Source organism: Xenorhabdus sp. TS4, from assembly GCF_014467265.1.
GTDB classification, from domain to species: domain Bacteria; phylum Pseudomonadota; class Gammaproteobacteria; order Enterobacterales; family Enterobacteriaceae; genus Xenorhabdus; species Xenorhabdus ehlersii.
Map to the genome: position 1 here is coordinate 27683 of NZ_NKHQ01000126.1, position 23999 is coordinate 51681.

Below are 23999 nucleotides of genomic sequence, written 5' to 3' on the forward strand. Positions count from 1 at the left end.
ATGAAGATAGGATTTATCGATGTTACTGTTACCATGTCGTACGGCGGCATTCAAACCGCTGTTTGGGCGTTAGCCAAGTCGCTGACAGATGCGGGGCATGAAGTCCATATTTTCGGTGGTACTGGCGATATTCGGCCTGCATTAGGCGAAAGAAATATCCATATTCATACTTTTCCATTTATTCCCAGAGAACGCGTGCTTAACATTGGACGCCGCTTCCAACGTATTGTTGAACGTTATTCTTTTGCCCGTCATGCCCGTGCAACAGTTATTGCTGAAAATTTTGATTGGGTGATTTTGACCAAGCCTTTTGATTTTTTCTGGCCCAGAATGATGCCTGAAACATCCCATACCCAGTTTTGCTACATGAGTGGTGGAACCAGTTTTTTTAAAGGGGATCGGATATTGGGTAAAAAAATATCTGCATGGGTTGCATGTAGCCATTTTAATGCCTGGCAGATTCAGCATCATTTCAAGCAATTTCCGAGCGTCATCTATAATGGGGTAGATATCGATAAATTCAAACCATCTGGCTCGGATGTCCGAACTCGATTAGGTATCAATGAGAAAACGTTTCTGTTAACGTTTGCTGGCAGGTTGGTTGGTTGGAAAGGCATGAAAGTCGCCATTGATGCAATGGCTTTGTTGCGGAACAAGGATGTAAAATTATTGATTATTGGTGAAGGTGAAGATTTGAAATCGCTTAAAAAGCGGGTTTCTGCTTTGCAGTTAGAAAAATCCGTCATTTTTCATCCTCCAGTTGGTCATGATCAATTACCTGAATTTTATGCGGCGGGTGATGCCGGTGTTTTCCCCAGTATTGGTGATGAGGCATTTGGTATTACTATTGCTGAAGCGATGGCATGTGGACGTCCTGTGATTGCCAGCTATATTGGCGGAATACCGGAAGTGGTTGGTAATGAAGGCCGTGCTGGTATTTTGGTGACACCGGGTGATGCTATGGCCATTGCTGAGGCGGTAAATCATCTTTTATCTTTGCCGGATAGAGGAGAAAAGATGGGGAAATCTGCCCGCCAGAGAATTGAAACGATGTACACCTGGCAACATTCTGCTAGCCGTTTATTGAACGCCATAAAAAATAATGAAAATTGCGTATATTGATCCTTATCCTGTGCCTGATTATCGGGTTGCGTCACTACAAATTTTGCAGAATGTAGACGCTTTTGCTCGTCAGGGGCATAGTGTTTTCCTGATTACGCCAAAAGGCCAAAGCCAAGTTGAGGAAATTCTTGGCAGGTCATTGCCGCCTTCTGTGGAGTTAATCGCCCTGCACGATATACGCAGAAAATGGTATTTCCCGCTAAATACTCAGAAACTGTTTTATTTGCAGGTTTCGCGCTGGCTTAAAGAGCATCAAGTTGATGCCCTTTTTACCCGCAATATTAAAATGGCGAATTACCTGCTGTGTAATCATTCGGATATTCCTCATTTCTTTGAAAGCCATGAAGTATTTTCTCAATCGTTTAGAGAATCCCATGATTTGCTCAATCGTAGCAACCAACGTAAATATCATAAACTGAGAAAACTTGAACAGCAGGTTTATGCTAGCTCTAAGGTTGTTTTTGCCCTGACTTCACTATTACGAGAAGATATTTATAAGCAATACGGTGTCAAAACACCGATTGTTGTGGCCCCCGATGGGGTTGATATGCTGGCGGTTGAATCTGCTAAGCAGATGCTTGCCGGCAGCGATTACAACAGTATGCTTCCTAAAAAAGTACTTTATTTGGGGAGTTTACATCGTTGGAAAGGTATCCCAACGGTAATGAAAGCCATGTCTTACCTGGATAACGTTGAACTGAACATTGCTGGTGGTACCACTGAACAAATTGAGCGATTGCGACAGACTGCTGAACAGATTGGTGTAAGTGATAAAATTAATTTCCTTGGTTTTGTCCAACCCAGAAAACGCTTTCAGGTTATTGCTGATAGTGATATTTGTGTTCTGCCATTGACGAAAACCAATATTGGCAGTCGCTATACCTCTCCTCTCAAGCTGTTTGAATATATGGCTATGGGTAAGCCTGTAGTTATTTCTGATTTCCCTTCCATTCGTGATGCTGTTGATGAAAATGCGGTAAATTTTGCTGATAGTGAAAATCCAGCGAGTTTTGCTGAACAGATTCAATGGCTGATTAATCATCCCGCTGAAATGATGGCGAAAGTTGACTATTCTCAACGGCTGGTTGCAGAACGTTTTAATTGGGATCAGCGTGCGAAGTTAATTATGGGCGTGATAGCGGAAATATTGTCTCAGTGAGTGTCTCTCCCTGTTATCTCAATCAAATCTGACTGCAAATGATACATGAAAACGGTATTGTAATCTGCTTAGATGCAATATTCTCAGAAACAATATCGTAGATAACTTATTCAAGGAGTAGGTATGCCGGAGCTACCAGAGGTGGAAACCAGTCGAAGGGGGATTGAACCTCACTTGGTTGGTAATGTGATTCAATATGCTGAGGTCAGGAATTCACGTTTGCGCTGGCCTGTTTCCGAGCAAATCATGACGCTTTCAGACCGGCCAGTGTTGAGTGTTCAACGGCGGGCAAAATACTTATTGCTTGAGTTGCCGGAAGGCTGGATTATTATCCACTTGGGAATGTCTGGCAGTTTGCGTGTCTTGTTGGATGAACAACCGCCGGCAAAGCATGATCATGTCGATTTGGTTATGACTGATGGCAAAATTCTCCGGTATACCGATCCCCGACGTTTTGGTGCGTGGTTATGGAGTGACAATCTCGAAGAGTGCTCCGTACTGGCTCATTTAGGTCCTGAGCCTCTTTCTGACCAGTTTGATGGCGAGTATCTTTACACTGTTTCTCGCAACAAAAAAGCGGCTATCAAATCTTGGTTGATGGATAACAAAGTTGTTGTTGGTGTTGGGAATATCTATGCCAACGAAGCGTTGTTCGTTGCACATATCTTGCCTGAACGTCCCGTGAATTCATTAACGCAGCAAGAAGCCTATCTATTGGCCGATATAATCAAACAGATTTTACGTCGTTCCATTGAGCAAGGCGGAACGACACTGAAGGATTTTCTGCAATCTGATGGCAAACCGGGATATTTTGCTCAGGAGTTGTTTGTCTACGGCAAGAAAGGTGAACTTTGTCCGCTATGCGGTGAGAAAATCGAGTGTGTAAAATTGGGGCAACGCAGTACCTTTTTCTGTCGTCAGTGCCAGCATTAAACGGATTGGGGGCAGAGGATAATTGCCCCGCATAAGGTATTATTTACCCAATTTCTTTAGCATTGCCTGTGCAACTGGCTCTGACAGGAAGGATGAAACGTCGCCATCATGGCGAGCAACATCCTTGATTAAGGATGATGAGACAAACGACAGGGTTTGGGAAGGCAATAAAAAGACACTTTCCAGCTCAGGCATAAAATGTCGATTCATATTGGCAAGTTGCCATTCATATTCAAAATCAGAAACAGAACGAACTCCGCGGATTAAGATGTTAGCCTGCTGTTTTTTGGCAAAATTAACCATCAGTTCGCTAAACCCAACCACATCGACATTTTCCAGATGAGCGGTGGCTTCTTTTGCCAACGTGACACGCTCTTCCAAACTGAACATGGGACTTTTTCTATCACTATTAGCGATAGCCAATAAAACATGGTCAAACATGTTTGCGGCGCGAGTAACAATATCAAGATGACCGTAAGTGATAGGGTCAAAGGTGCCGGGATAAATCGCTTTTCTTTTCATCGTTGTTTTTACCCTTTGTTTGAATCATTTCCCAAAGTGCAGTGTATTTGTTGAATGTATACTGGGCGTTTACAATTGCCAATATCAGGCCTTGCTTACCATCCAAAAAACCTGCCCTTAATAGCCAGGTTTTGAGAAATGCGCCCAGCGTATGGCTGATTATAGAAAAATAACGGATTTTTTTGCCTTGCTCGTAGTGATGTTTCGCCCACTCTCTTGCATAATTTAATTGTTTTTGCTGGAACTCCATCAGGTTACGGCAGGTCAAGTGACGCAGATCCCCCCTTAGTGTCACGATAGATACGCCTTGAGTATCAAGGGATTCGTGAACCTGATTGTTGTTGTATTGGTAACGTTCACGGCAATAAAGGCGAATAACCCTATCAGGATACCAGCCACTGTGTTTCATGAATCGCCCCATAAACAGATTGAGGCGTGCGCAGCTATAGACTTTATTGTCATCAGGATTTGCCAGGACTTGTTCAATGGACGCTTTTAGTTCTGGCGTTACGCGTTCATCGGCATCAATCATAAAGATGTAATCACCGCTGGCATAGGATTGCGCGAGCTGCCGTTGCCGCCCGAAGCCAGGCCATTGGGTATTTGAGTAGACTTTTACCCCCATTTCGCTGGCTATTTGGCAAGTTGTATCGGTGCTGCCGGAATCCAGGACGATGATTTCATCCGCCCAATTCACAGAAAGCAGACAATCTGCAATCACATCAGCGGCATTTTTGGTGATCATGACAACGGACAGGCGTTTTTTGGCAATCATCAATGTCTCCTTGGAGGGAGGTAAGGTTCCAGTAATTTTAGCAAGCGTTGAAGAGCACCTTGGTTTTCATGCAGGACTTCTGCGGCGTGGTGGCCGTAATAGCGTCGGTAATCTTCGTCTGTCAGCAGGCTATTGATAGCTGAACTTAATGATTGGCTATCCGTAACAGTAATCAATCCATCCGCTTTATGCAGCTTGGCACAAATATCTTTAAAGTTGAATGTGTGTGGACCCATGATAACAGGAATAGCATGGGCAGCCGCTTCCAGCGGGTTATGTCCTCCGCGTTCTATCAGGCTCCCTCCGACAAAAGCCAGATCAGCGATACCATACAGGAGCATCAATTCGCCCATCGTATCGCCAATAACCACTTGCACATTAGCGTCAGGAATAGTGTTAGCACTGCGTAAAATCGCGTTTAATCCCGCTTTTTGGGTTAACTCGGCGGCTTTAGCAAAACGTTCAGGATGGCGGGGCACCAGAATTAACAGCAAATCAGGAAATTGTTTAAGCAGTTTGCAATGAGCATCCAGGATAATCGTCTCTTCTCCATCATGGGTACTGGTTGCTATCCATACAGGGCGGTGCGGTGCCCATTGGCGGCGCAATGTGACGGCTTTTGCCGCGAGTTCTGGTGTAACAGAAATATCGAACTTAAGGCTACCCGTTACAGAGAGTTGAGAGCGTCTTAATCCTAATTCGATAAAGCGTTCACCATCTTCCTGATTTTGTGCGGCAATCAACGTGATTTTATTTAAAATGGTTTTAATAAAGCTGCCAATTTTCTGGTATCCCGCTGCTGATCGGGCTGATAGCCTCGCGTTGGCGATAACCAGTGGGATTTCCCGTTGGTGTAACTGAGTAATCAGGTTTGGCCATAGTTCAGTTTCCATAATGATCACTAGCTTGGGATTTACGCGATCAAGAAAACGTCTCATTGATCCTGGCAGATCATAGGGAAGGTATACATGGTTAACATCATTGCCCAGAGCAGACAGAACCCTTTCAGAACCTGTCGGTGTCATGGTTGTTATAGTAATGGGCAAAAAAGGGTAATGGTGCCGTAAGATCCGTACGAGCGGAATGGCAGCTAATGTCTCTCCAACAGAAACGGAATGCAGTAAGATCCCACCTGGGGCCACCTTTTTAGCGCAGAAGCCATAGCGTTCTCCCCAGCGTTTGCGGTACGCAGGGGATTTGCGGCTGCGCAGCAGCAGACGTAACCAGATAATTGGTTGGATAAGGTAGAGAAGTACCTGATATAAGCGAAGCAACATTCTATCAAATTCACTGACATAGACTGCGGTTATAGTACCACATTGGCTTGAAGAAAGTGTGTAAAATGCAGTTTCCCTTGAACCATAGTTTGGTGTTCTGTCTGCTATTTTTCTATTAATTCAATATATTGCTTTTGTATATTGTTTGCCTCAAATTTTTCATACAGTTCATCTGTAATTTGAGGGGGCATATTGTAAGCAAGCTGTATTTTTTCTGCCAAAGAATTTGCGTCTAGTTTAGACAGATAGTTTTTCAATTGGCCCGTCATTATCTCCCTAACGCCACCAGGGCAATCTGTACTGACGATAGGAATATGGCAAATTAATGCTTCGATTAATACTGTCGGTAATCCTTCACTGTCTGAACTTATAACAACCGCTCTTGCTCCATTGATAATGGGATGTGGATTGGAGTGGAAGCCAGCCAAAATGGCTTTATCATTTAACCCGTACTTATCAATTTTTACTTTAAGGTGTTCTTCTATTTCTTTGGAACCTTGGCCTACAATAATTAGTTTGCATGGGAGATTTGCCTTTGCAAAGGCATCTATTAATCGGTCTTGACGTTTTACTTGATGTAAGCGCCCGACATGCAAAATGTAATCCAAACCATGATAAGGATTGATTTCTGATGCCTGCGCTTTTATTTTCTCAAAATAAAAGGGATTATAGATGGTTTTTATCTGGTTGGGCTTTATCCCAATATTGCTTAGTAAATCGTTGCTAACAGCCTCGGAAACGCAGATAACTTTTTTATTTTCATAAACTTTCTTTATCTTTTCCTTTTTTATCCAATAAGAAAAGCCACTTTTATTGCTTAAGTATGATTGAGAAAAAATGCCGTGAATACAATGCCATACATTACAGTTTTTCAGGGCTTTGGATTTAACTACGATACGGTCGGTTTTATGTAGATTAGATATGACAAGTGCAGGTTTACCTTTTTGTTGGAAAAGCTTAAATAAAACTTTATCCATTGCTTTAGCTCTGCGGTTTATCTCATTGAGTTTTCTTAGTAGCCCTCTATAGTCATCAGGGCTGACGATGTAATGAATATCTTCTGGGATGGTGTAATCCAATTGAGCATTGAGTGAAAGCAAGGAAATTTGGTAGTTTGATTTACTCAAACCAGCCGCAAGACGAAGGGTAACATTTTCAGCTCCTCCTCCGGGTAATCCATCGATAATAAAAAGGATATGTTCTTTCACTATATTAAAACTCTTTGATAAAGATCAATTAATTGTTTGGATAAATTTTCAGGTGTTGCAGTGATTATCTGGTTTCTGGCGGCAATAGATATATCTGTTCCGAATATGTTATCAGGGATGCCATAAACAGAATCCCTCAATTTTTCAATATCTAATGCATCACAGATAAAACCATTCTTCCCTTCGATGATGAATTCAGCTCCCCCACATGTTGTGCTAGTAATAACGGGTAAACCGCATGCCATAGCTTCGAGGATAACATTAGGAAATGGATCATATAGTGTCGGCAGTAGCAAAGCGTCAGACAATTGATAAAAGGGCAATGTATTTTTTTGTAATCCCATAAAACGGATGCGATGAGTACACCCTAACGTATTTGCAAGCGCCTGATACTTTTTCTGCTCTTTGTCTTTGCCAATAACTAATAGATAGCTATCTGTTTTTGCGACGGCTTGGATTGCCGCAGATAATCCTTTTCGCTCAAAACCAGAACCAACATAAACTAAGCATCTTGTTGTCGCGGGAATTTGATATTGTTGCCTAAGTTGTAGGCGGGTTTGCTCATCAGCAGGAAAAAACTTTGTGTTATCAATTGAATTATATATAACAGCGATTTTATCTTCGGCTACACCAAATTCTTCGATAATTTCCCTTTTTACCATTTCAGCATTACAAATCACTTTCTTTAAGGCTGGATCTGCATACATTTCTGCCTCAGCATTTATAACATAGCTGTGATACCGATCATTTAACAACCAGCGTGCTTTCCATGTTGGCAAGATACGGGTTCGTTGATGTAACCAGCGCTTATGAACGCCATCTCCGGCTCGATAAATATCACAGCCAGCAATGCGTTCATGGCTTTGAACCAAATCAAATTGTGTTTTTTGCCATAATTTCCGTGCTGATTTGGCAAAACCTCTTTCGCGGCTAATTCTTCCATATTTAATGGGATCACATAGGTGGATATGCCAATTGGGGCTACTTGTACCTTGCCAAGAACGTGTAATGACATTCAGCTCAAGTTGCTGGTGCTCTAGTGCTTCCAGGGCTCTTGAAATAAAACGTTCAGCGCCTCCATCTGGACGATACTTTTGACGGACAATGGCTAAACGTAATGGTTTCATTAAATATATTTCCTTGCTGCTGAAATGATGGCATCTGTGGGTATCAGATCTAAATAGCGTTCGTTTGTACAAGTTTTTATATCATCTGGGTGTGGAATATTGCCATAATCGCCAGCCCAAATCACCTCACCAACAGATTGCCAGGGTTTCCAAAATGTCAGTTTGGATGGACCGAACAATGCAATGCAGGGCGTTTTCAGGGCAGCAGCCATATGCATTGGTACTGAGTCTACACCAATGAATAATTTAGCATGATCAATCAAAGCGGCAAGTTTGGGTAATGTTAACTTTCCTGCCAGCGAAAGAATGTTCTTTTTATCGTAAGGGCAGTGTGACAAGATGGTGGTTACCATTTCCAATTCCTTTTGGTCTGGTCCAGAAGTAATGATAATACTATGCCCATCTTTTTGTAGCGCAGTAATCACTTGCGCCATTTTTTTTTCATCCCAACACTTAAAAAACCATCGAGATGTAGGTTGAACAACGACATATCTTTCTGAAAATCCATACTTAGAAAGTGTTTGCTTTATCCATTTTAAATCGTCTTCACTATAACTCATTGTCACTTTTGTGATAATTGAATTAAGCTGCAATGGCTTTAGGATAGAAAGATTTTGTTCTACTGTATGTAATAAATCATGGTTATCTGTTGGTATAATCTCAGTATGACAAAAACGCCATTTCCAATTTTGTCGTTTAGGAAAGTTAAAAGCCAATCGAATTGGTGCACCAGTAAAACGGGAAATAAATGCGCTTCTCCACTGGTCGGCAAGGTTGATTACTAAATCGTAATGCTGCTGTTTCAATGTCTTAAGTAGGCTCCACTCATATAATAATTTCTTCCTCGTGCCTAGTTGCTTCCACGCGCGGTCTATAGAAAAAATACGGGAAATCTCTGCTGAATTTTCCAGCATCGGTAAGGTTTCTTGATAAAGGAGAACATCAATTTTTGCATCTAGATAGTGGCGAGTTAGTGAGCTGATCACCGGAGTTATCAGTAACATATCTCCATGATGTTGCAATTTAATCACCAGAATGCGTTTGATTTTATTCTTTTTTGGGATCATTTGTTGAGTTCTTTAGCATATCAGGGTCATATGGTGATCTTAATGTAAAAATTATAGTGTGGCATCTTTAAGTACACCAACCAAGAATGACACTGGATAGAGTGTATGTTCAATCAGATAGAATAGGATCAGACAGATAATTAGTATTCTCTAATTGCGCTCTTTGTTTGCTATGCGTACCATTAGGACAATTATCATTGTCACATTTTGGTGCATATCAATGACATTACCCGCTTTTATTATCACGATCGACACCGAAGGTGATGATCTATGGAAAAATAGTGGCCAAATCTCAACAAAAAACACGCGTTATTTGCCAAGATTTCAGAATCTCTGTGAGCGTTTTGGCTTCAAACCCGTTTGGTTAACTAACTATGAAATGGTAATGGATGATGGTTATATCGAATTTGCCAAGGATGTGATAGCCAGAAATACGGGTGAAATCGGTATGCATTTACATGCCTGGAATAGCCCACCTATTGTTCCTCTTACTGACGATGATATGCACTATAAGCCGTATCTGATTGAGTATCCTAAAGATCAAATTAAAGAAAAAGTTGGTTTAATGACCAATCTTTTGGAAGATAAACTTCAAACTAAGATGCTGAGCCATCGTGCTGGTCGTTGGGCATTTAATGAGTATTATGCACAATTATTAGTGGAGTATGGGTATCAAGTAGATTGTTCTGTTACACCAAAAGTTAATTGGAACTTTACCAAGGGGGATCCTGATGGGAATGGTGGAACAGATTATAGCAGTTTTCCTGATCATGCTTATTTTATGGATTTACAGGATATTTCCAAAGAAGGAGATTCTTCGTTATTACAAGTACCGATGAGTATTCAATATAAGCACTCTGTAGTTATGAATTTCATTAAGCAGAAATATGATCGATTAAGAGGAAAAAAGCGTTCTCCGTCGGTTAATTGGCTAAGACCAAAAGGCGGGAATTTGGCGCAGATGAAAACTGTTGTCCAAAAAACGTTGGCATCTGGCAATGATTATGTTGAATTTATGCTGCATTCTTCTGAATTTATGCCGGGAGGGAGTCCAACTTTCCAGAATGAAGAACAAATTGAGCAGCTTTATCAGGACTTGGAAGGGTTGTTTGTGTTTTTGCAGCCTTTGGTACAGGGGATGACATTGGCTGAGTATTATAGATTGAAATGTAAACAATGAATCAATTCTGTATTTCTCTATTGGGGAGGGGCCGCTCGTTGTTCAGAATATAAGTATGCTCTGTAGAATGGTGTATTGATTATGGAAAATAGAATGAATATTTTATTAAAATTACTTAACATAGCATATTGAAAATTATTTTTTATAATTTAAGATATTATCTTAAATTAATAAATATTAATAATAATGATAAAACTGAACCTTTTGATTGGAATTTGTGCAAGGGTTTTATAAGGTGATCTACTATTGTGAGTTGCTGTTTATTAAGAATAGTTAATTGGGAAATACTTAGTGAAGAAAAATAAAAAATTTGCAACATTGAGATCTTGGAATCGTAAACGAAATTATTTAATGAAAGATGCAAGATATTATACAAGATTACTTATTGCCAAATTGATTTATGATAAAAGGGGAAAAAATATTTTTGATATTGATACCATAAAAACAGTGTTGCTATTACGCAATGAGGGAAAAATAGGTGATATAATAGTTGATACTATCTTGATAAGAGAGTTGAATAGGTCAGGTTACCAAGTTGATGTTGTGGGAACTAAAAGTAACTGCGCTATATTAAAACACAATCCTTATGTTAGAAATATTTACCTCGCTGAAGATATTGATTTAACGTCTTTCATGGAAGATTATTATCATAATATACCATTTGAAACTATAAATAAACTAAAAAATAATCATTATGATCTTATAGTTGATCCATCTTTATTTAAAACTCCTATTCACAGACTAAGTTTATTTAAACAAATAAATGCTAAGAATATAATTGGATTTAATAAAAAACAATGGATAAATCATTATAATCAAAAAATATTTTTTGATTATAATGAAAGCCATATAAAATTTTCATATGAATCAGTAATGGATTGTTTGAATATAAGTATTACTGATTTTAGTTATGATTTATATTATCCATATGAAATAGATATTGAAACTAAAAAGCTTATTGATGATTTAAAGGTTAATTCGGAAAAAATTATTATCATAAATCCATTTGCAGGAAATATAGACCGTTGTCTATCTATTTGTCAATTAAAAAGAATAACGGAAAAGTTAAGTGATATTTATGATAATATCAAGATGATTTTTTTAGATCATGAAAACATCATTGATATGTCTGAGTTTGATGGGGTGTATAGATACCAGTCCGAGTCATTATATCATACTATTTCCCTGATTTCTCAGGCTGATCTTATAATATCACCGGATACGTCTATTGTTCATATATCCGCTGCATATAAAAAACCACTAGTTGCAATCTATCAGGATATTGAATCAAATAAAACATTATGGGGGCCTGGTTATGATGAAGCAATTCAAATATTAGCTAAAAATGGAAGATTACAAGAAAATAAAGATATTGATGAATTGATCATTGAATCTGTAAAGAAAATATTTCAGTCCTAATGAATTACCCCAGTATGTTTTTTCTCGGCTTACTGGGGCTATGAAAATTCAATCTCAGGGTATTATATATATTTATGTTTAAATTTTATTATCATAAAATATATTATGGTATAATAAAGATATATTGAGTTATTGTTAGATTTATAATTATAAACATCCTAGTCATTATATAAATAGGTTAACTTTATTGATATATTGTTTGCTAGTATATTGTCCCGTTATTTTTAATGAGTTATTTAACAAATTTTGAATTTTTTAGTGGAGATACTTTCTATGGAAACTGCAAAAGCGCTTTTTTCAGGATGGAAAGAATGCAATTTTGAACAGTATAAAGAAGCACATACTCTTTTTGGTGGATGTACATTAGCACATCCCGATATTATAGCTTTTTTGGATAAGCATCTTGATGAGCAGTTTTGCTTTTATATCAAGAAAACAGAGTCTGCAATTCAAGGTGCTTATTTTTCTTTGAAAAACAATAAATTGATTGAAAAAATGCAAGCCAGGTACCCCGTTTCATATGATGAAATTATTTTTCCTATTGCAGCGGATGCAAAACTGTTTTTACCTGTAAAATCAAAAAGATTATCTGTAATCCACAAAAATAATTTTATTAATACCAGCTTTCATTCCTTATTGAGTAAACGAAAAGTTTGCCTAATCAAAGACAGTTTTTCTTATAAAACTCGCCGTAATCGTAGTAACGAAATCAACAAATTTAGGCGTGCGGGAGGAGAAATCCGTCCTTCAAGTGGATTCAGTGCAGAAGAATTGGTGGATATTTATATCGATCTATACCAAAAGCGTTGGGATTATAGTCATTCTGAAGAGCAAAAAAAGCATCTCCTTGAGATATATACTGAGCTTCGTGAGCATATATTTGGCAATGTGTTGCTGATTAACGGCAAACCTTGTGCTTACGATCTTGTCTTGTGGGCCGACAGTCCAAAATGGGTTTCTTTTGATGCCATTAATGGTGGTTACGATCCTGAATATGCTCATCTTAGTGTTGGTAGTATCTTGATGTGGGTGAATACCCAAGAAGCAAAGGCATTATGCCAGCAGCAAGACAAAACGATGCGCTACTCATTGGGTAATCCTACTCTTGAATACAAAAATCGTTGGTGTGAAACATTGCCACTAGGCAAAGTGATTTTTTAACGTGTCCAACAAGAGCAGCATAACTTCTTCTGGAGTAATACCTCGCATCGTATTATCCGTCGATTTTAGGGGATGTTGCTCTTTACCATATCCACCAATTAAGCCAGGATCAGTCGGCCCAAATAGCGTGATATTGGGTCGATCAAGTGCCGCTGTAAGATGGCTTAATCCTGTGTCAACGGAAACTACGGCTTGCGCCCCTGCGAGAACGTGTGCAACTTCAGCCAGAGTCAGTTTTGGCAGAATATCAACATGGGAAAACCCTTCTGACAACCTTAATGCCCGCTGATATTCATGCTCGGTACCCCAGGGCAATTTGATGCGCATACCCGTTGCCTGGATATCTGCGATAAGCTGCCGCCAATGATTTTCAGGCCAATGTTTTTCATCACGTGTTGTTGCATGGAGGAAAACGAGATAGTGGTTTTGGTTACTGGTTTTTTGGTGCAAAAAATGGCGGGCGATGGCGTAATCACCTTGCCCTGACGGTTTTTTATAGCCCAAACTATCAGCAAATAAAGCTCGAATGCGTTCAACCGCATGCTGTTGCTTGCTGACAGCATGACAATGATCATAGAAAAAACTGGCAATGGGTTCACGGATACTTTTTCTGTCGTAACCATGCTTTGGGCCATGTGCTAATCGGGTTACCAAAAAAGCACTTTTTAACAGGCCTTGTGCATCAATGACAGCATCATATTGGTGTTGTTGCAGTTGTTGCCGGAACAGCGCTCGTTCTTCACGAATATCTTTTCTGAACCAATTTTTTCGCCAACGGCGAATAGCCACGGGGATCACATTTCCGACAGCATTGTGCCACGTTGGAATTTGGGCAAACCCTTCTTCCACTACCCAATCAAATTGAATGTCAGGAAACTGCTGTTTTGCATCAGTTAATGCTGGCAGAGTATGTAATACATCCCCCATCGAAGACGTTTTTACCAATAAAACACGCATTAATTTTGGCTCTCCGCCTGCAACAGTTTTTCTAATGAAGATAGAACTATTTCAGGTTGAATATCGATCAAACTTTGGTGATAGCCGCCGTCGCTATCGCCTTTTCTGATTTTGTGATAGCCCGTCATCAGGCGGATCACTTCGGCCTTATTCGATAGTGGTGGGGTAAAATCTGGGCTACTTGGCCCGTATAATGCCACCAGAGGACGGTTTAAGGCCGCCGCGACATGCATCAAACCTGAGTCGTTTGTGACGATAGCATCACAAGCTGCGATGACATTTACCGCTTGTTCAAGCGAGGTTTTTCCTGCCAGATTGAGACAATTTTCGCGGGCATCATTGCTTAAAAGAGTGCGAATATCTTCACCTGCTTGATAATCTTTGTCAGAACCAAACAGTAAAACTTGATAGCCTTTTTGGGTAATTAACTGTTCAGCGAGGGCGGCATAGTGATAGTGTGGCCAGCGTTTGGCTGGGCCGAATTCGGCACCTGGACAGAAGCCAATAATAGGGCGGTGATCAGCAATATTGAAGGCTGAGGTTGATTCTGCAATATCTTCGTCATTGACATTTAATCGCGGCCATAACAAAGGTTGTGGAAGATCATCGGCGCTGCGCATGTTTTTCCCTTCATACGCGAGAGCGGCATAGCGTTGAACCATGAGTGGAAAAGCACTCTTATTCAGGACTCGGGTGTCATTTAGCAGTCCGTAACGCATCTCACCGCGCCAGCCAGTACGTAGCGGGATATTTGCGAAGAAAGGGACCAGCGCAGATTTGAATGAGTTGGGCAATACATAAGCACGATCGTATCTATTTTCACGCAATGCCAGACCAAGACGTCGGCGCTCACCCAACGCAAGGGCACCATGACCAAGCGACATGGCTAATGCCTGATGTACTTCAGGCATTTTTGCCAGTAATGGTCGGCACCATGCTGGTGCCATCACATCAATTTCTGCATTGGGGTACAAAGCTTTCAAAGTACGGTAGAGGCTTTGTGACATCATCATGTCACCCACCCATGATGGGCCGATCACCAATATCTTCATAGAGGTCGATTAATTATCCTGATTGAGCCATTGCATATATTCAGCGACGCCTTCGGCAACCGCCTTGAACGGTTTTTGATAGCCAGCGGCACGAAGTTTTGTCAGATCTGCTTGAGTAAAACTTTGATAACGGCCTTTTAATTTTTCCGGAAAGTCGATGTATTCCACGGCTGGGGATTTTTCTTTATGGAATTCAATCACAGCATCTGCAACAGCCTGGAAAGTTTCAGCGCGGCCTGTTCCACAGTTAAAAATGCCGGAAACACCATTTTTCCAGAACCACAGATTGACGGCGGCAACATCGCCGACATAGATAAAATCGCGGCGGAAATTTTCACTACCAACAAATAACTTCGGATTCTGTCCCTGGTGAATCTGATTACTTAAATGGTAGGCGACACTCGCCATGCTGCCCTTATGTCCTTCGCGCGGCCCGTAAACATTGAAATAACGGAAGCCACAAATTTGGGAATCTGCATGGGGCAAAACATCACGAACATATTGATCGAACAGGAATTTAGAGTAGCCATAAATATTGAGCGGTTTTTCATATTGGCGCTCTTCAATGAAATTATCACTGCGACCACCATAAGTAGCAGCAGAGGAGGCATACAGGAAGGGGATTTGGCGCTCAAGGCAATAATGCAGCACATCTTTGGAGTACTGGTAATTATTGTCCATCATATACTTACCATCCCATTCCGTTGTGGATGAGCAAGCCCCTTCATGGAAAATGGCATCAATGTCACCTAAATCATCACCCGCCACAATGCTGGCGATGAAGTCTTCTTTATCTATATAGTCGGTGATATCCAAATCAACCAAATTGACGAATTTTGTTCCATCTTTCAGGTTATCAACAACCAGAATATCCTTATAGCCCTCATCATTCAGTGCCTTGACAATATTGCTGCCAATAAACCCTGCGCCACCAGTGACAATAATCATTTGGCTCACCTCTAAATAGTCAGTTCACTTTATACCCAGCTTTATCACTGTAACTTGACGTCTATTGGGTATATCTTTGCTGCGTATAATAGCACTTAACCCCACTGACGACAGCAGCTTAAACAGGGGTATATCCTGAAATATTACTGTATGCCAGACACTGGGTCGTGATCAGCTTTACAAAGTTGATATTCTCTTTCTCGTTGTGTCGTCACTGGCAGGATCTATCAGTAACATACATCACGCCTTTCACTTAATTAGGGATTCAGGAGAGAAAAATGTCAGCGTCGTTTTACCAGAAAATTAATGAGCAGTTGGAACAAACCCGCTCCGAAGGGTTATTCAAAAGTGAGCGTATAATTACTTCTGCGCAGGATGCCAATATTGCTGTTGCTGAAGGTAACCAAGTAATTAATTTTTGTGCTAATAACTACTTAGGCTTGGCCAATCACCCTGATTTAATCGCAGCTGCAAAAGCAGGTATGGATAGCCATGGTTTTGGTATGGCATCCGTTCGTTTTATCTGCGGTACGCAAGATTCCCATAAAGAATTAGAAAATAAGATTGCTGAATTTTTGGGTATGGAAGACGCTATTCTGTACTCTTCGTGTTTTGATGCAAACGGCGGTCTGTTCGAAACTCTGTTTGGGCCAGAAGATGCCATTATCTCTGATGCTTTGAACCATGCATCCATCATTGATGGCATTCGTTTATGCAAAGCAAAACGTTACCGCTATGCCAATAATGACATGCAAGAATTAAGGTCTCAGTTGGAAAAGGTAAAAGCAGAAGGTGTGCAAAATATCCTGATCGCAACTGACGGGGTATTTTCAATGGATGGTGTCATTGCTGACCTGAAATCTATCTGTGATTTGGCTGATGAATTTGGTGCGTTGGTCATGGTGGATGATTCACATGCGGTTGGCTTTGTTGGCAAGCATGGTCGTGGCACACATGAATATTGTGATGTTATGGGACGTGTTGACATCATCACCGGTACGCTCGGTAAGGCACTGGGTGGCGCATCTGGTGGTTATACTGCCGCGCGTAAAGAAGTTGTTGAATGGTTGCGCCAGCGTTCACGTCCATATCTGTTCTCCAACTCACTGGCTCCAGCCATTGTCACTGCGTCAATCAAGGTGCTGGACATGCTGAAAAATGGCGATGATCTGCGTGAGCGTCTCTGGAAAAATGCGAACTTGTTCCGTGAAAAAATGACGGCGGCAGGTTTCACTCTGGCGGGGGCAGACCATGCAATCATCCCTGTTATGTTAGGGGATGCGAAACTGGCGCAGGAATTTGCTGCAGAACTGCTGAAAGAAGGCATTTATGTAATTGGGTTTTTCTATCCGGTTGTGCCGAAAGGTCAAGCGCGTATTCGAACCCAGATCTCAGCCGCCCATACTGAAGAACAAATTGAACGTGTGGTGGCTGCATTTATACGTATTGGCAAGCAATTGAATGTCATTGCTTAAGGTATCATTATGAAAGCATTGTCCAAATTAAAGCCACAAGGAGGTATCTGGATGACAGATGTGCCCATGCCAGAGCTAGGGCACAATGATGTGATGATTAAAATCCGTAAAACTGCCATTTGTGGTACGGACGTTCACATCTATAACTGGGATGATTGGTCTCAAAAAACTATTCCTGTCCCGATGGTAGTAGGGCATGAATATGTTGGTGAAATCGTTGCAATTGGTCAGGAAGTAAAAGGGTTCAAGATTGGTGATCGTGTATCTGGTGAAGGCCATATTACCTGTGGTTACTGTCGTAACTGTCGTGGTGGACGTACGCATTTATGCCGCAATACCACGGGTGTTGGTGTGAACCGTGAAGGTGCTTTTGCTGAATATCTGGTGATTCCCGCATTTAATGCTTTTAAGATCCCAGACAATATACCCGATGAGCTGGCTGCGATTTTTGATCCATTTGGCAATGCGGTACACACTGCACTGTCTTTTGATCTGGTGGGGGAAGATGTACTGGTATCAGGCGCTGGCCCTATCGGGATTATGGCAGCAGCGGTATGTAAGCATGTTGGTGCCCGTCATGTCGTGATTACGGATATCAATGAATACCGCCTTGAGTTAGCTCGTAAAATGGGTGTTACCCGCGCTGTGAATGTCAGCAAAGAAAATCTGACTGATGTCATGGCAGAACTGGGAATGACCGAAGGTTTTGATGTTGGTTTAGAGATGTCAGGTGCTCCGCCAGCGTTCGGTACTTTGCTTAATACCATGAATCACGGTGGACGTATTGCGTTGTTGGGGATACCACCTTCGGACATGGCGATAGATTGGAACCAGGTCATCTTTAAGGGATTATTTATCAAGGGAATCTACGGGCGTGAGATGTTCGAAACTTGGTACAAGATGGCAGCGTTGATCCAATCGGGCTTAGATTTGTCCCCGATTATCACTCACCAATTCTCGGTTGATGATTACCAGAAAGGCTTTGATGTCATGCGCTCAGGGCAATCTGGCAAGGTTATCTTAAATTGGAATTAAAAATTAGTGCAGGCGTCTTTGGCTTTTAAGACGCCTGTTTGATCGGCTTTTGGTGGCGCTTCTGTTTTATTTGTCGCTTTGTTTTCCGTTGCTTGCTTTACTTCTGGTTTGCCTGAATCATTTGGTATTTTTTGTATTGGATGGTTACCTAAGAGTTTTTGCATGTACCGATTTAAGGCATTAAAGATAACACTGTTAGATAATTCCTTTTTGACCATCTTGAGATACTCCAACTGAGTGGTTGGTGCAGGTTGTGATTCATGGGTTTTTATGCACTTGCGTGTAGTTTGATGATCTAACAACAGGCTGGGTGTTACCAGTTCAATATCACTGGGTAATGTTGCAAGTGCTTGCTGTAAAGCGTGTATGGTTGTGGGATGTGGGTGTCCAATTGCAACGGCAGACCCTCGCTTGCGGGCAAGGGCTATCGCACGGTTAAGTTGATGCCGTGTTTCAGCTTCGGTTTGAATATTATCCAAAAACACATTTCTTCGGATCACAGAAACAGAGGTTCCCATCGCTGCTTTAGTGACTTGTGTATTGCCTATTGTCACACTGTCCAGAAAGTAAAGGTGATGATGGGATAACGCTTGCATTATCTTTTCCATGCCACTGAGATTAGATGTCATTGCACTGCCCATATGATTGTTCATCCCAACAGCATGGGGAACTTTCTGTATCGCATCTTGAATAATACGGGCAATTTCTTCTCTGCTCATGGCAGGATGGAGTGTATTTTTTTCCAGCGGTTGTTTGCTTAATGGTGCCATTGGCAAGTGGATTAAAATCTCCCGTCCCTGCTGATAAGCCTTTTCCGCCATTTTCCTGCCATACGGAGAGTTGGGTAGGATTGCGATAGAAACCGTAACGGGCATTTGTAAGATCTCATTTTCTTCACTAACACGATAGCCAACATCATCAATGACGATGGCTAAACGTGCAGCTTGTACATTTAACGTAAACAGCAATGATGTGAAGAATAGCAGTATCCAAGATAAAAGAGTGAATGCATTAACCCGCTTTATTAATCGATACCGTATCTTCACCATTATTGTGTTCCTATCCTATTTCCCTAACCACGGTAATGGGTTAACAGCCTGCCCTTGACGGCGGATTTCAAAGTACAGTGAAGGTTGTTGTTGTCCGCCGCTGCTGCCCACCAATGCTATTGGCTGGCCTGCCCGAACTTGTTGCCCAACACTGACCAATGTGCTCTGATTGTAACCGTAAATGCTCATATCGCCTTTACCGTGTTCAATCACGACAACCAGTCCATAGCCTTGCAGCCAGTCTGCCAGCAATACACGTCCATCTGAGATTGCCCTGACTTCTGTCCCTTCCGCTGCTGAAATAACAACCCCTTTCCAACGAAGTTCACCTTGTATTGCTTCACCAAAACTATGGATGACACGACCGTGTACTGGCCAGATGGCTTGCCCGGCAGGACGCCCAAGGCCGCCAGTTCGTGCCATGAGAGCACGTTCTTCTTCTGTTGGTTTATAACTGGAACCTTTTTGTTGCGCTTGTTTCTGTTTGGCGGCAACTTGGGCACGAACACGAGCCGCTTCACGAGCTTCACGTTCAGCGCGCGCTTTGGCTTCCCGCTCAGCTTTAGCAATTTTGTTTCTCAATCTGGTTTCATTCTGCCGAAGCTCAGTCAAGCTTTGTTGATCTTTTTTCAATGAAGATTCAAGAACCGTTAATGTCTTATGCCGCGCAGTGCGGGCAGTTTCCATCTTTTGCTTTTGCTGTTTTTGGCTGGCCAGTATCGCTTTCTGTTCACTTTGTTTTTCTAGTTGCAGTTTTTTTTGCTGGTTGAGTTCTTCAGTTGTTTTTTGCAGTTTGGCGATAGTTTCCTGACGTGCCTGATTCAAGTAACTGTAATAGGCGAGAATACGTTCTTTGCGCTGATTTTCCTGCCCATTGAGCAACAATTCTAAACCTTGGTGATTTCCTTGCCGAAATGCGGCATCCAATTGGTTGGCAAGTAATTGTCGTTGCTCCTTTTGTTGCATTTGCAGGTGCTTGATATTGGCATTTAGTGATGAAATATCGTTTTCCAGCTTATTCAGACGAGTTTGTGTTGTGTGCAGCGAACGTCCCACTTCTGAGATAGTACTTTCTTGTTCTTTTAATTGGTTAAGCAGATCTGTACGTTGCTTTTGTTGCTGTTTTACGCTTTTCTCTTTCTCGGCAATATCCTGCTGAATATCTTTGAGCTGATTTTTATTCTCTGAAATTGGATTGGCGAAAGTATTTGTACTGAAACTGAGAAAGGTGAACAACAAGGCACAGAGCTGTAACACTCTGATTTTATTTTGCCGTTTGTATTGCCTCTGCCGATTCTTACGGCTCTTGAGATCCTTATTTTCAGCCATCTTATTGAGTACCCTGCTGCTACATAGCGCCTGATTATTTCATGAGGAATTGCACCTGACCAGAGAACAGATTGTTTTTTATCATTAATATAAGTTTTAGTTAATTTAGTCCATTTATTGTCGAAGATCCTGCCTTGGTCCAGTGTTACATGAAATATTTTATTGATGCATGACAATCAAGTTGTTCTCGGTATGTTTTTTAATTTTTCTCGAAACTCTCCGCAAAATCTGCATTGGATTGATGCTAATTGGCTGTAATTGATGCAACACACAGGTATACTCTTCTACCTTAGATATTTGTTATTAACTAACGGGAGTTGTTGCCCTCCATGCTGCAAGAAATCATGCAATTTATTAGCCGGAACACGATCCTGAGCCTTGTCTGGATTGCATTGCTGGTGGCTGTCATTGTCATGACGGTAAAAAGCGTGTTCTCCAAGAGTAAAGAGATCACCCGTGCTCAGGCTATCCATTTCATCAACAAGGAAGAAGCTATCGTCGTGGATTTACGCTCCCGTGACGATTTCCGCAGGGGGCATATTATTGGTTCCGTTAACCTGACGCCATCTGAAATTAAAGACAGTAATTTAGGTGAGTTGGAGAAACATAAAAAACAGCCTGTTATCGTAGTTTCAGCGAATGGGCTAGAATCCAGAACACCAGCGGAAAATCTGGTTCGTTTAGGCTTTGAGCAGGTTTATTCCCTGAAAGAGGGGATTGCTGGTTGGGCGGGTGAAAATCTGCCATTGGCTCGCGGCAAGAAATAACGAATTTAGGTGCAAGTAGCATGCTTGCATTCTTGAAAAGTTTAATAAGGACATCTGAAAAAGGTAAACATTATTATGTCAGAACAAAACAACACAGAAATGGCTTTCCAGATCCAGCGTATTTACACGAAAGATATTTCTTTCGAAGCACCAAAAGCCCCGCAGATTTTCCAGCAGGAGTGGCAACCGGAAGTTAAATTGGATCTGGACACCGCTTCCAGTGAATTGGTTCAGGGAGTTTATGAAGTTGTTCTGCGTGTTACCGTCACGGCGGTACTGGAAGAAGAAACTGCGTTTTTGTGTGAAGTTCAGCAGGCGGGTATTTTCTCTATTGATGGTATTGAAGGAACCCAGTTGGCACATTGCTTAGGTGCATATTGCCCGAACATCCTGTTTCCATACGCTCGTGAGTGCATCACCAGCTTGGTAGGTCGTGGTACTTTCCCACAACTGAACCTGGCTCCTGTTAACTTTGATGCCTTGTTCATGAATTATCTGCAACAGCAGGCTGAATCTCAGCCTAATGAGGTTGCACAGGAAGCCTAATGAATACTGCTTCTATGACAGTGATCGGTGCCGGTTCATACGGCACCGCTTTAGCCATTACGTTGGCTCGCAATGGGCACGATGTTGTGCTTTGGGGGCATAATCCTACGCACGTCAATGCGTTGCAACAAGCGCGCTGTAATCAGGTATTTTTACCGGATGTTTCTTTTCCTGATAGCTTATTGCTCGAGTCCGATCTGAAAAGCGCTGTTTCAGCCAGTTGTAATATCCTGGTAGTGGTTCCCAGCCATGTTTTCGGTAGTGTCTTACAGCAGATAAAACCACATTTACAGCAGGATAGCCGCATTGTTTGGGCGACCAAGGGGCTTGAAGCGGAAACGGGTCGCTTATTACAAGATGTAGCTCGTGAGATATTAGGTGGTGAGATCCCCTTGGCCGTAGTTTCTGGCCCGACATTTGCAAAAGAGCTAGCGGCAGGTCTACCAACAGCGATTGCGGTTTCTGCCACAACACCTGAGTTTGGTGAAGAACTACAACAGTTTTTCCATTGCGGCAAAAGCTTTCGAGTCTACAAAAACCCAGATTTCATAGGGGTACAGCTCGGCGGGGCAATAAAAAATGTTATTGCAATTGGTGCAGGGATCTCTGATGGTATGGGATTTGGGGCTAATGCCCGCACTGCATTGATCACTCGAGGATTGGCGGAGATGAGTCGCCTTGGCGTGGCGTTGGGGGCTGATCCTTCTACATTTATGGGAATGGCTGGATTGGGTGATTTAGTTTTGACCTGTACCGATAACCAATCCCGTAACCGTCGTTTTGGTATGATGCTGGGAAAAGGTATCGGTGTTGATGAAGCGCAGCGTGAGATCGGGCAAGTTGTTGAAGGATACCGCAATACTAAAGAAGTCCGTGCTTTGGCAGAACGAGCGGGCGTTGAAATGCCTATCACAGAGCAGATCTACCAGATACTATACTGCAATAAAAATGTGATTGAGGCTGCCCAAGCATTATTGGGAAGAGCGACAAGAGATGAGGGAGATGGCTCTCACTCTTAAATAAATGAGAACACTGATATGTCGCGAGCAGAACTGAACGAAGTCTGGAAAAATATAAAAAACGAGGCGAGGGCGCTGGCAGACTGTGAACCCATGTTAGCCAGTTTTTTTCATGCGACATTACTCAAGCATGAAAATCTTGGTAGTGCCCTAAGCTATATGCTGGCAAATAAGTTAGCATCACCGATTATGCCTCCCATTGAAGTCAGAGAAGTCGTTGAAAATGCATACCGCAGTGATCCTAAGATGATTGAATCGGCAGCCTGTGACATCAAAGCTGTACGACTGCGCGATCCGGCAGTAGATAAATATTCGACCCCATTGCTCTACCTTAAGGGCTTCCATGCACTACAGGCTTACCGCATTGCACATTGGCTGTGGAAACAAGATCGCAAAGCATTGGCAATCTATCTGCAAAACCAGGTTTCAGTTTCGTTCGGGGTTGATATCCATCCTGCAGCGAGGATTGGTTGTGGCATTATGCTAGATCATGCAACTGGAATTGTGATTGGTGAAACAGCGATTGTTGAAAATGATGTTTCCATTCTGCAATCTGTGACGCTTGGTGGTACGGGTAAAACGGTAGGGGATCGACACCCGAAAGTACGTGAAGGGGTGATGATTGGTGCGGGAGCCAAAATCCTCGGTAATATCGAGATTGGCCGCGGTGCAAAAATTGGGGCAGGATCGGTGGTATTAAGATCGGTTCCACCTCATACCACAGTGGCGGGTGTACCGGCGAGGATTGTTGGTAAACCGGAAAGTGAGAAGCCATCGCTGGATATGAACCAGCATTTTAATGGTATCAATAATGGATTTGAGAATGGGGATGGGATTTGAAATTCTGTTCTTTTCTTATGAGCACTAATAGA

23 protein-coding genes are annotated in these 23999 nt (G+C 41.9%); 12 read left to right on the plus strand and 11 right to left on the minus strand.

The genetic code is table 11. The features are described 5' to 3' along the window. The 3 genes from Xets_RS20515 to mutM all read left to right on the plus strand — a co-directional run bounded on the left by Xets_RS20515 (nucleotide 1) and on the right by mutM (nucleotide 3214). Nucleotides 1-1122: a glycosyltransferase family 4 protein gene (locus Xets_RS20515; protein WP_099132951.1), complete on the plus strand. Its 1122-nt coding sequence runs from the start codon at nucleotides 1-3 to the stop codon at nucleotides 1120-1122. Continuing rightward, the gene (locus Xets_RS20520) at nucleotides 1103-2281 is read left to right on the plus strand and encodes a glycosyltransferase family 4 protein (protein WP_099132952.1); all 1179 of its coding nucleotides are present in this window, start codon (nucleotides 1103-1105) and stop codon (nucleotides 2279-2281) included. Before Xets_RS20515 ends, Xets_RS20520 begins: the two co-directional genes overlap by 20 nt. A gap of 123 nt (nucleotides 2282-2404) precedes the next feature. Then, nucleotides 2405-3214, plus strand: coding sequence for a bifunctional DNA-formamidopyrimidine glycosylase/DNA-(apurinic or apyrimidinic site) lyase (mutM, locus tag Xets_RS20525; protein ID WP_187652500.1), 810 nt, complete (start codon nucleotides 2405-2407; stop codon nucleotides 3212-3214). A gap of 39 nt (nucleotides 3215-3253) precedes the next feature. Here the strand turns inward: mutM and coaD are convergent, their stop codons facing one another. The 6 genes from coaD to rfaQ form a co-directional block, all read right to left on the minus strand. Next, nucleotides 3254-3736 carry a pantetheine-phosphate adenylyltransferase gene (gene coaD, locus Xets_RS20530; protein WP_187652501.1) on the minus strand — a complete coding sequence of 161 codons (483 nt, stop codon included), beginning with the start codon at nucleotides 3734-3736 and terminating at the stop codon, nucleotides 3254-3256. Further along, nucleotides 3702-4511 carry a glycosyltransferase family 2 protein gene (locus Xets_RS20535; RefSeq protein WP_187652502.1) on the minus strand — a complete coding sequence of 270 codons (810 nt, stop codon included), beginning with the start codon at nucleotides 4509-4511 and terminating at the stop codon, nucleotides 3702-3704. Before Xets_RS20535 ends, coaD begins: the two co-directional genes overlap by 35 nt. Beyond that, nucleotides 4511-5788: a lipid IV(A) 3-deoxy-D-manno-octulosonic acid transferase gene (gene waaA, locus Xets_RS20540; protein ID WP_099132956.1), complete on the minus strand. Its 1278-nt coding sequence runs from the start codon at nucleotides 5786-5788 to the stop codon at nucleotides 4511-4513. The genes Xets_RS20535 and waaA overlap by 1 nt, the downstream gene beginning before the upstream one ends. 104 nt (nucleotides 5789-5892) lie before the next feature. Next, complete coding sequence (locus Xets_RS20545) at nucleotides 5893-6996, minus strand: glycosyltransferase (protein ID WP_187652503.1); 1104 nt, start codon at nucleotides 6994-6996, stop codon at nucleotides 5893-5895. After that, nucleotides 6996-8123: a glycosyltransferase family 4 protein gene (locus Xets_RS20550; protein ID WP_099132958.1), complete on the minus strand. Its 1128-nt coding sequence runs from the start codon at nucleotides 8121-8123 to the stop codon at nucleotides 6996-6998. Before Xets_RS20550 ends, Xets_RS20545 begins: the two co-directional genes overlap by 1 nt. Further along, on the minus strand, nucleotides 8123-9190 hold the full coding sequence (rfaQ, locus tag Xets_RS20555; protein WP_187652504.1) for a putative lipopolysaccharide heptosyltransferase III: 1068 nt from the start codon (nucleotides 9188-9190) through the stop codon (nucleotides 8123-8125). Before rfaQ ends, Xets_RS20550 begins: the two co-directional genes overlap by 1 nt. A 220-nt stretch (nucleotides 9191-9410) precedes the next feature. On the opposite strand from rfaQ, the gene Xets_RS20560 reads away from it, so the two are divergent. From Xets_RS20560 to Xets_RS20570, 3 genes are all read left to right on the plus strand, one after another. Then, nucleotides 9411-10370 carry a polysaccharide deacetylase family protein gene (locus tag Xets_RS20560; protein WP_099132960.1) on the plus strand — a complete coding sequence of 320 codons (960 nt, stop codon included), beginning with the start codon at nucleotides 9411-9413 and terminating at the stop codon, nucleotides 10368-10370. A 291-nt stretch (nucleotides 10371-10661) separates the two neighbouring features. Further along, nucleotides 10662-11789: a glycosyltransferase family 9 protein gene (locus tag Xets_RS28875; RefSeq protein WP_099132961.1), complete on the plus strand. Its 1128-nt coding sequence runs from the start codon at nucleotides 10662-10664 to the stop codon at nucleotides 11787-11789. A gap of 273 nt (nucleotides 11790-12062) precedes the next feature. Then, a complete protein-coding gene (locus Xets_RS20570; RefSeq protein ID WP_187652505.1) occupies nucleotides 12063-12950 on the plus strand; it encodes a GNAT family N-acetyltransferase in 888 nt (295 codons plus the stop codon). Here the strand turns inward: Xets_RS20570 and rfaC are convergent. From rfaC to rfaD, 3 genes are read right to left on the minus strand one after another with little or no spacing between them, the layout of a single operon-like run. Next, entirely contained in the window at nucleotides 12930-13907 is a 978-nt protein-coding gene (gene rfaC, locus Xets_RS20575; RefSeq protein WP_187652506.1) for a lipopolysaccharide heptosyltransferase RfaC, read from the minus strand. The genes Xets_RS20570 and rfaC overlap by 21 nt on opposite strands. After that, nucleotides 13907-14959 carry an ADP-heptose--LPS heptosyltransferase RfaF gene (gene rfaF, locus Xets_RS20580; protein WP_187652507.1) on the minus strand — a complete coding sequence of 351 codons (1053 nt, stop codon included), beginning with the start codon at nucleotides 14957-14959 and terminating at the stop codon, nucleotides 13907-13909. The genes rfaC and rfaF overlap by 1 nt, the downstream gene beginning before the upstream one ends. Nucleotides 14960-14968: 9 nt before the next feature. After that, nucleotides 14969-15907, minus strand: a complete 939-nt coding sequence (gene rfaD / locus Xets_RS20585; protein WP_099132965.1) for an ADP-glyceromanno-heptose 6-epimerase — start codon at nucleotides 15905-15907, stop codon at nucleotides 14969-14971. Between the two features lie 278 nt (nucleotides 15908-16185). On the opposite strand from rfaD, the gene kbl reads away from it, so the two are divergent. Together kbl and tdh are read left to right on the plus strand one after the other, a co-directional pair. Continuing rightward, nucleotides 16186-17382 carry a glycine C-acetyltransferase gene (kbl, locus tag Xets_RS20590; RefSeq protein ID WP_187652508.1) on the plus strand — a complete coding sequence of 399 codons (1197 nt, stop codon included), beginning with the start codon at nucleotides 16186-16188 and terminating at the stop codon, nucleotides 17380-17382. Between the two features lie 9 nt (nucleotides 17383-17391). Then, nucleotides 17392-18417: an L-threonine 3-dehydrogenase gene (gene tdh, locus Xets_RS20595; RefSeq protein ID WP_187652509.1), complete on the plus strand. Its 1026-nt coding sequence runs from the start codon at nucleotides 17392-17394 to the stop codon at nucleotides 18415-18417. Here tdh and Xets_RS20600 read toward each other — a convergent pair. Both Xets_RS20600 and envC read right to left on the minus strand, forming a co-directional pair. Then, the gene (locus Xets_RS20600; RefSeq protein WP_187652510.1) at nucleotides 18414-19466 is read right to left on the minus strand and encodes a divergent polysaccharide deacetylase family protein; all 1053 of its coding nucleotides are present in this window, start codon (nucleotides 19464-19466) and stop codon (nucleotides 18414-18416) included. The genes tdh and Xets_RS20600 overlap by 4 nt on opposite strands. 15 nt (nucleotides 19467-19481) lie before the next feature. Further along, the gene (envC, locus tag Xets_RS20605; protein WP_099132969.1) at nucleotides 19482-20795 is read right to left on the minus strand and encodes a murein hydrolase activator EnvC; all 1314 of its coding nucleotides are present in this window, start codon (nucleotides 20793-20795) and stop codon (nucleotides 19482-19484) included. 329 nt (nucleotides 20796-21124) lie between these two features. Here envC and Xets_RS20610 point away from each other — a divergent pair, with 329 nt between their 5' ends. The 4 genes from Xets_RS20610 to cysE all read left to right on the plus strand — a co-directional run bounded on the left by Xets_RS20610 (nucleotide 21125) and on the right by cysE (nucleotide 23967). Beyond that, nucleotides 21125-21562 (plus strand): rhodanese-like domain-containing protein, encoded by a 438-nt coding sequence (locus tag Xets_RS20610; RefSeq protein WP_099117376.1) that lies wholly within the window; start codon nucleotides 21125-21127, stop codon nucleotides 21560-21562. Between the two features lie 75 nt (nucleotides 21563-21637). Beyond that, nucleotides 21638-22108 carry a protein-export chaperone SecB gene (gene secB / locus Xets_RS20615; protein WP_099132970.1) on the plus strand — a complete coding sequence of 157 codons (471 nt, stop codon included), beginning with the start codon at nucleotides 21638-21640 and terminating at the stop codon, nucleotides 22106-22108. Beyond that, on the plus strand, nucleotides 22108-23127 hold the full coding sequence (gene gpsA / locus Xets_RS20620) for an NAD(P)H-dependent glycerol-3-phosphate dehydrogenase (protein ID WP_187652511.1): 1020 nt from the start codon (nucleotides 22108-22110) through the stop codon (nucleotides 23125-23127). The genes secB and gpsA overlap by 1 nt, the downstream gene beginning before the upstream one ends. 18 nt (nucleotides 23128-23145) lie before the next feature. After that, complete coding sequence (gene cysE, locus Xets_RS20625; protein ID WP_187652512.1) at nucleotides 23146-23967, plus strand: serine O-acetyltransferase; 822 nt, start codon at nucleotides 23146-23148, stop codon at nucleotides 23965-23967. The last annotated feature ends 32 nt before the right edge of the window (nucleotides 23968-23999 follow it).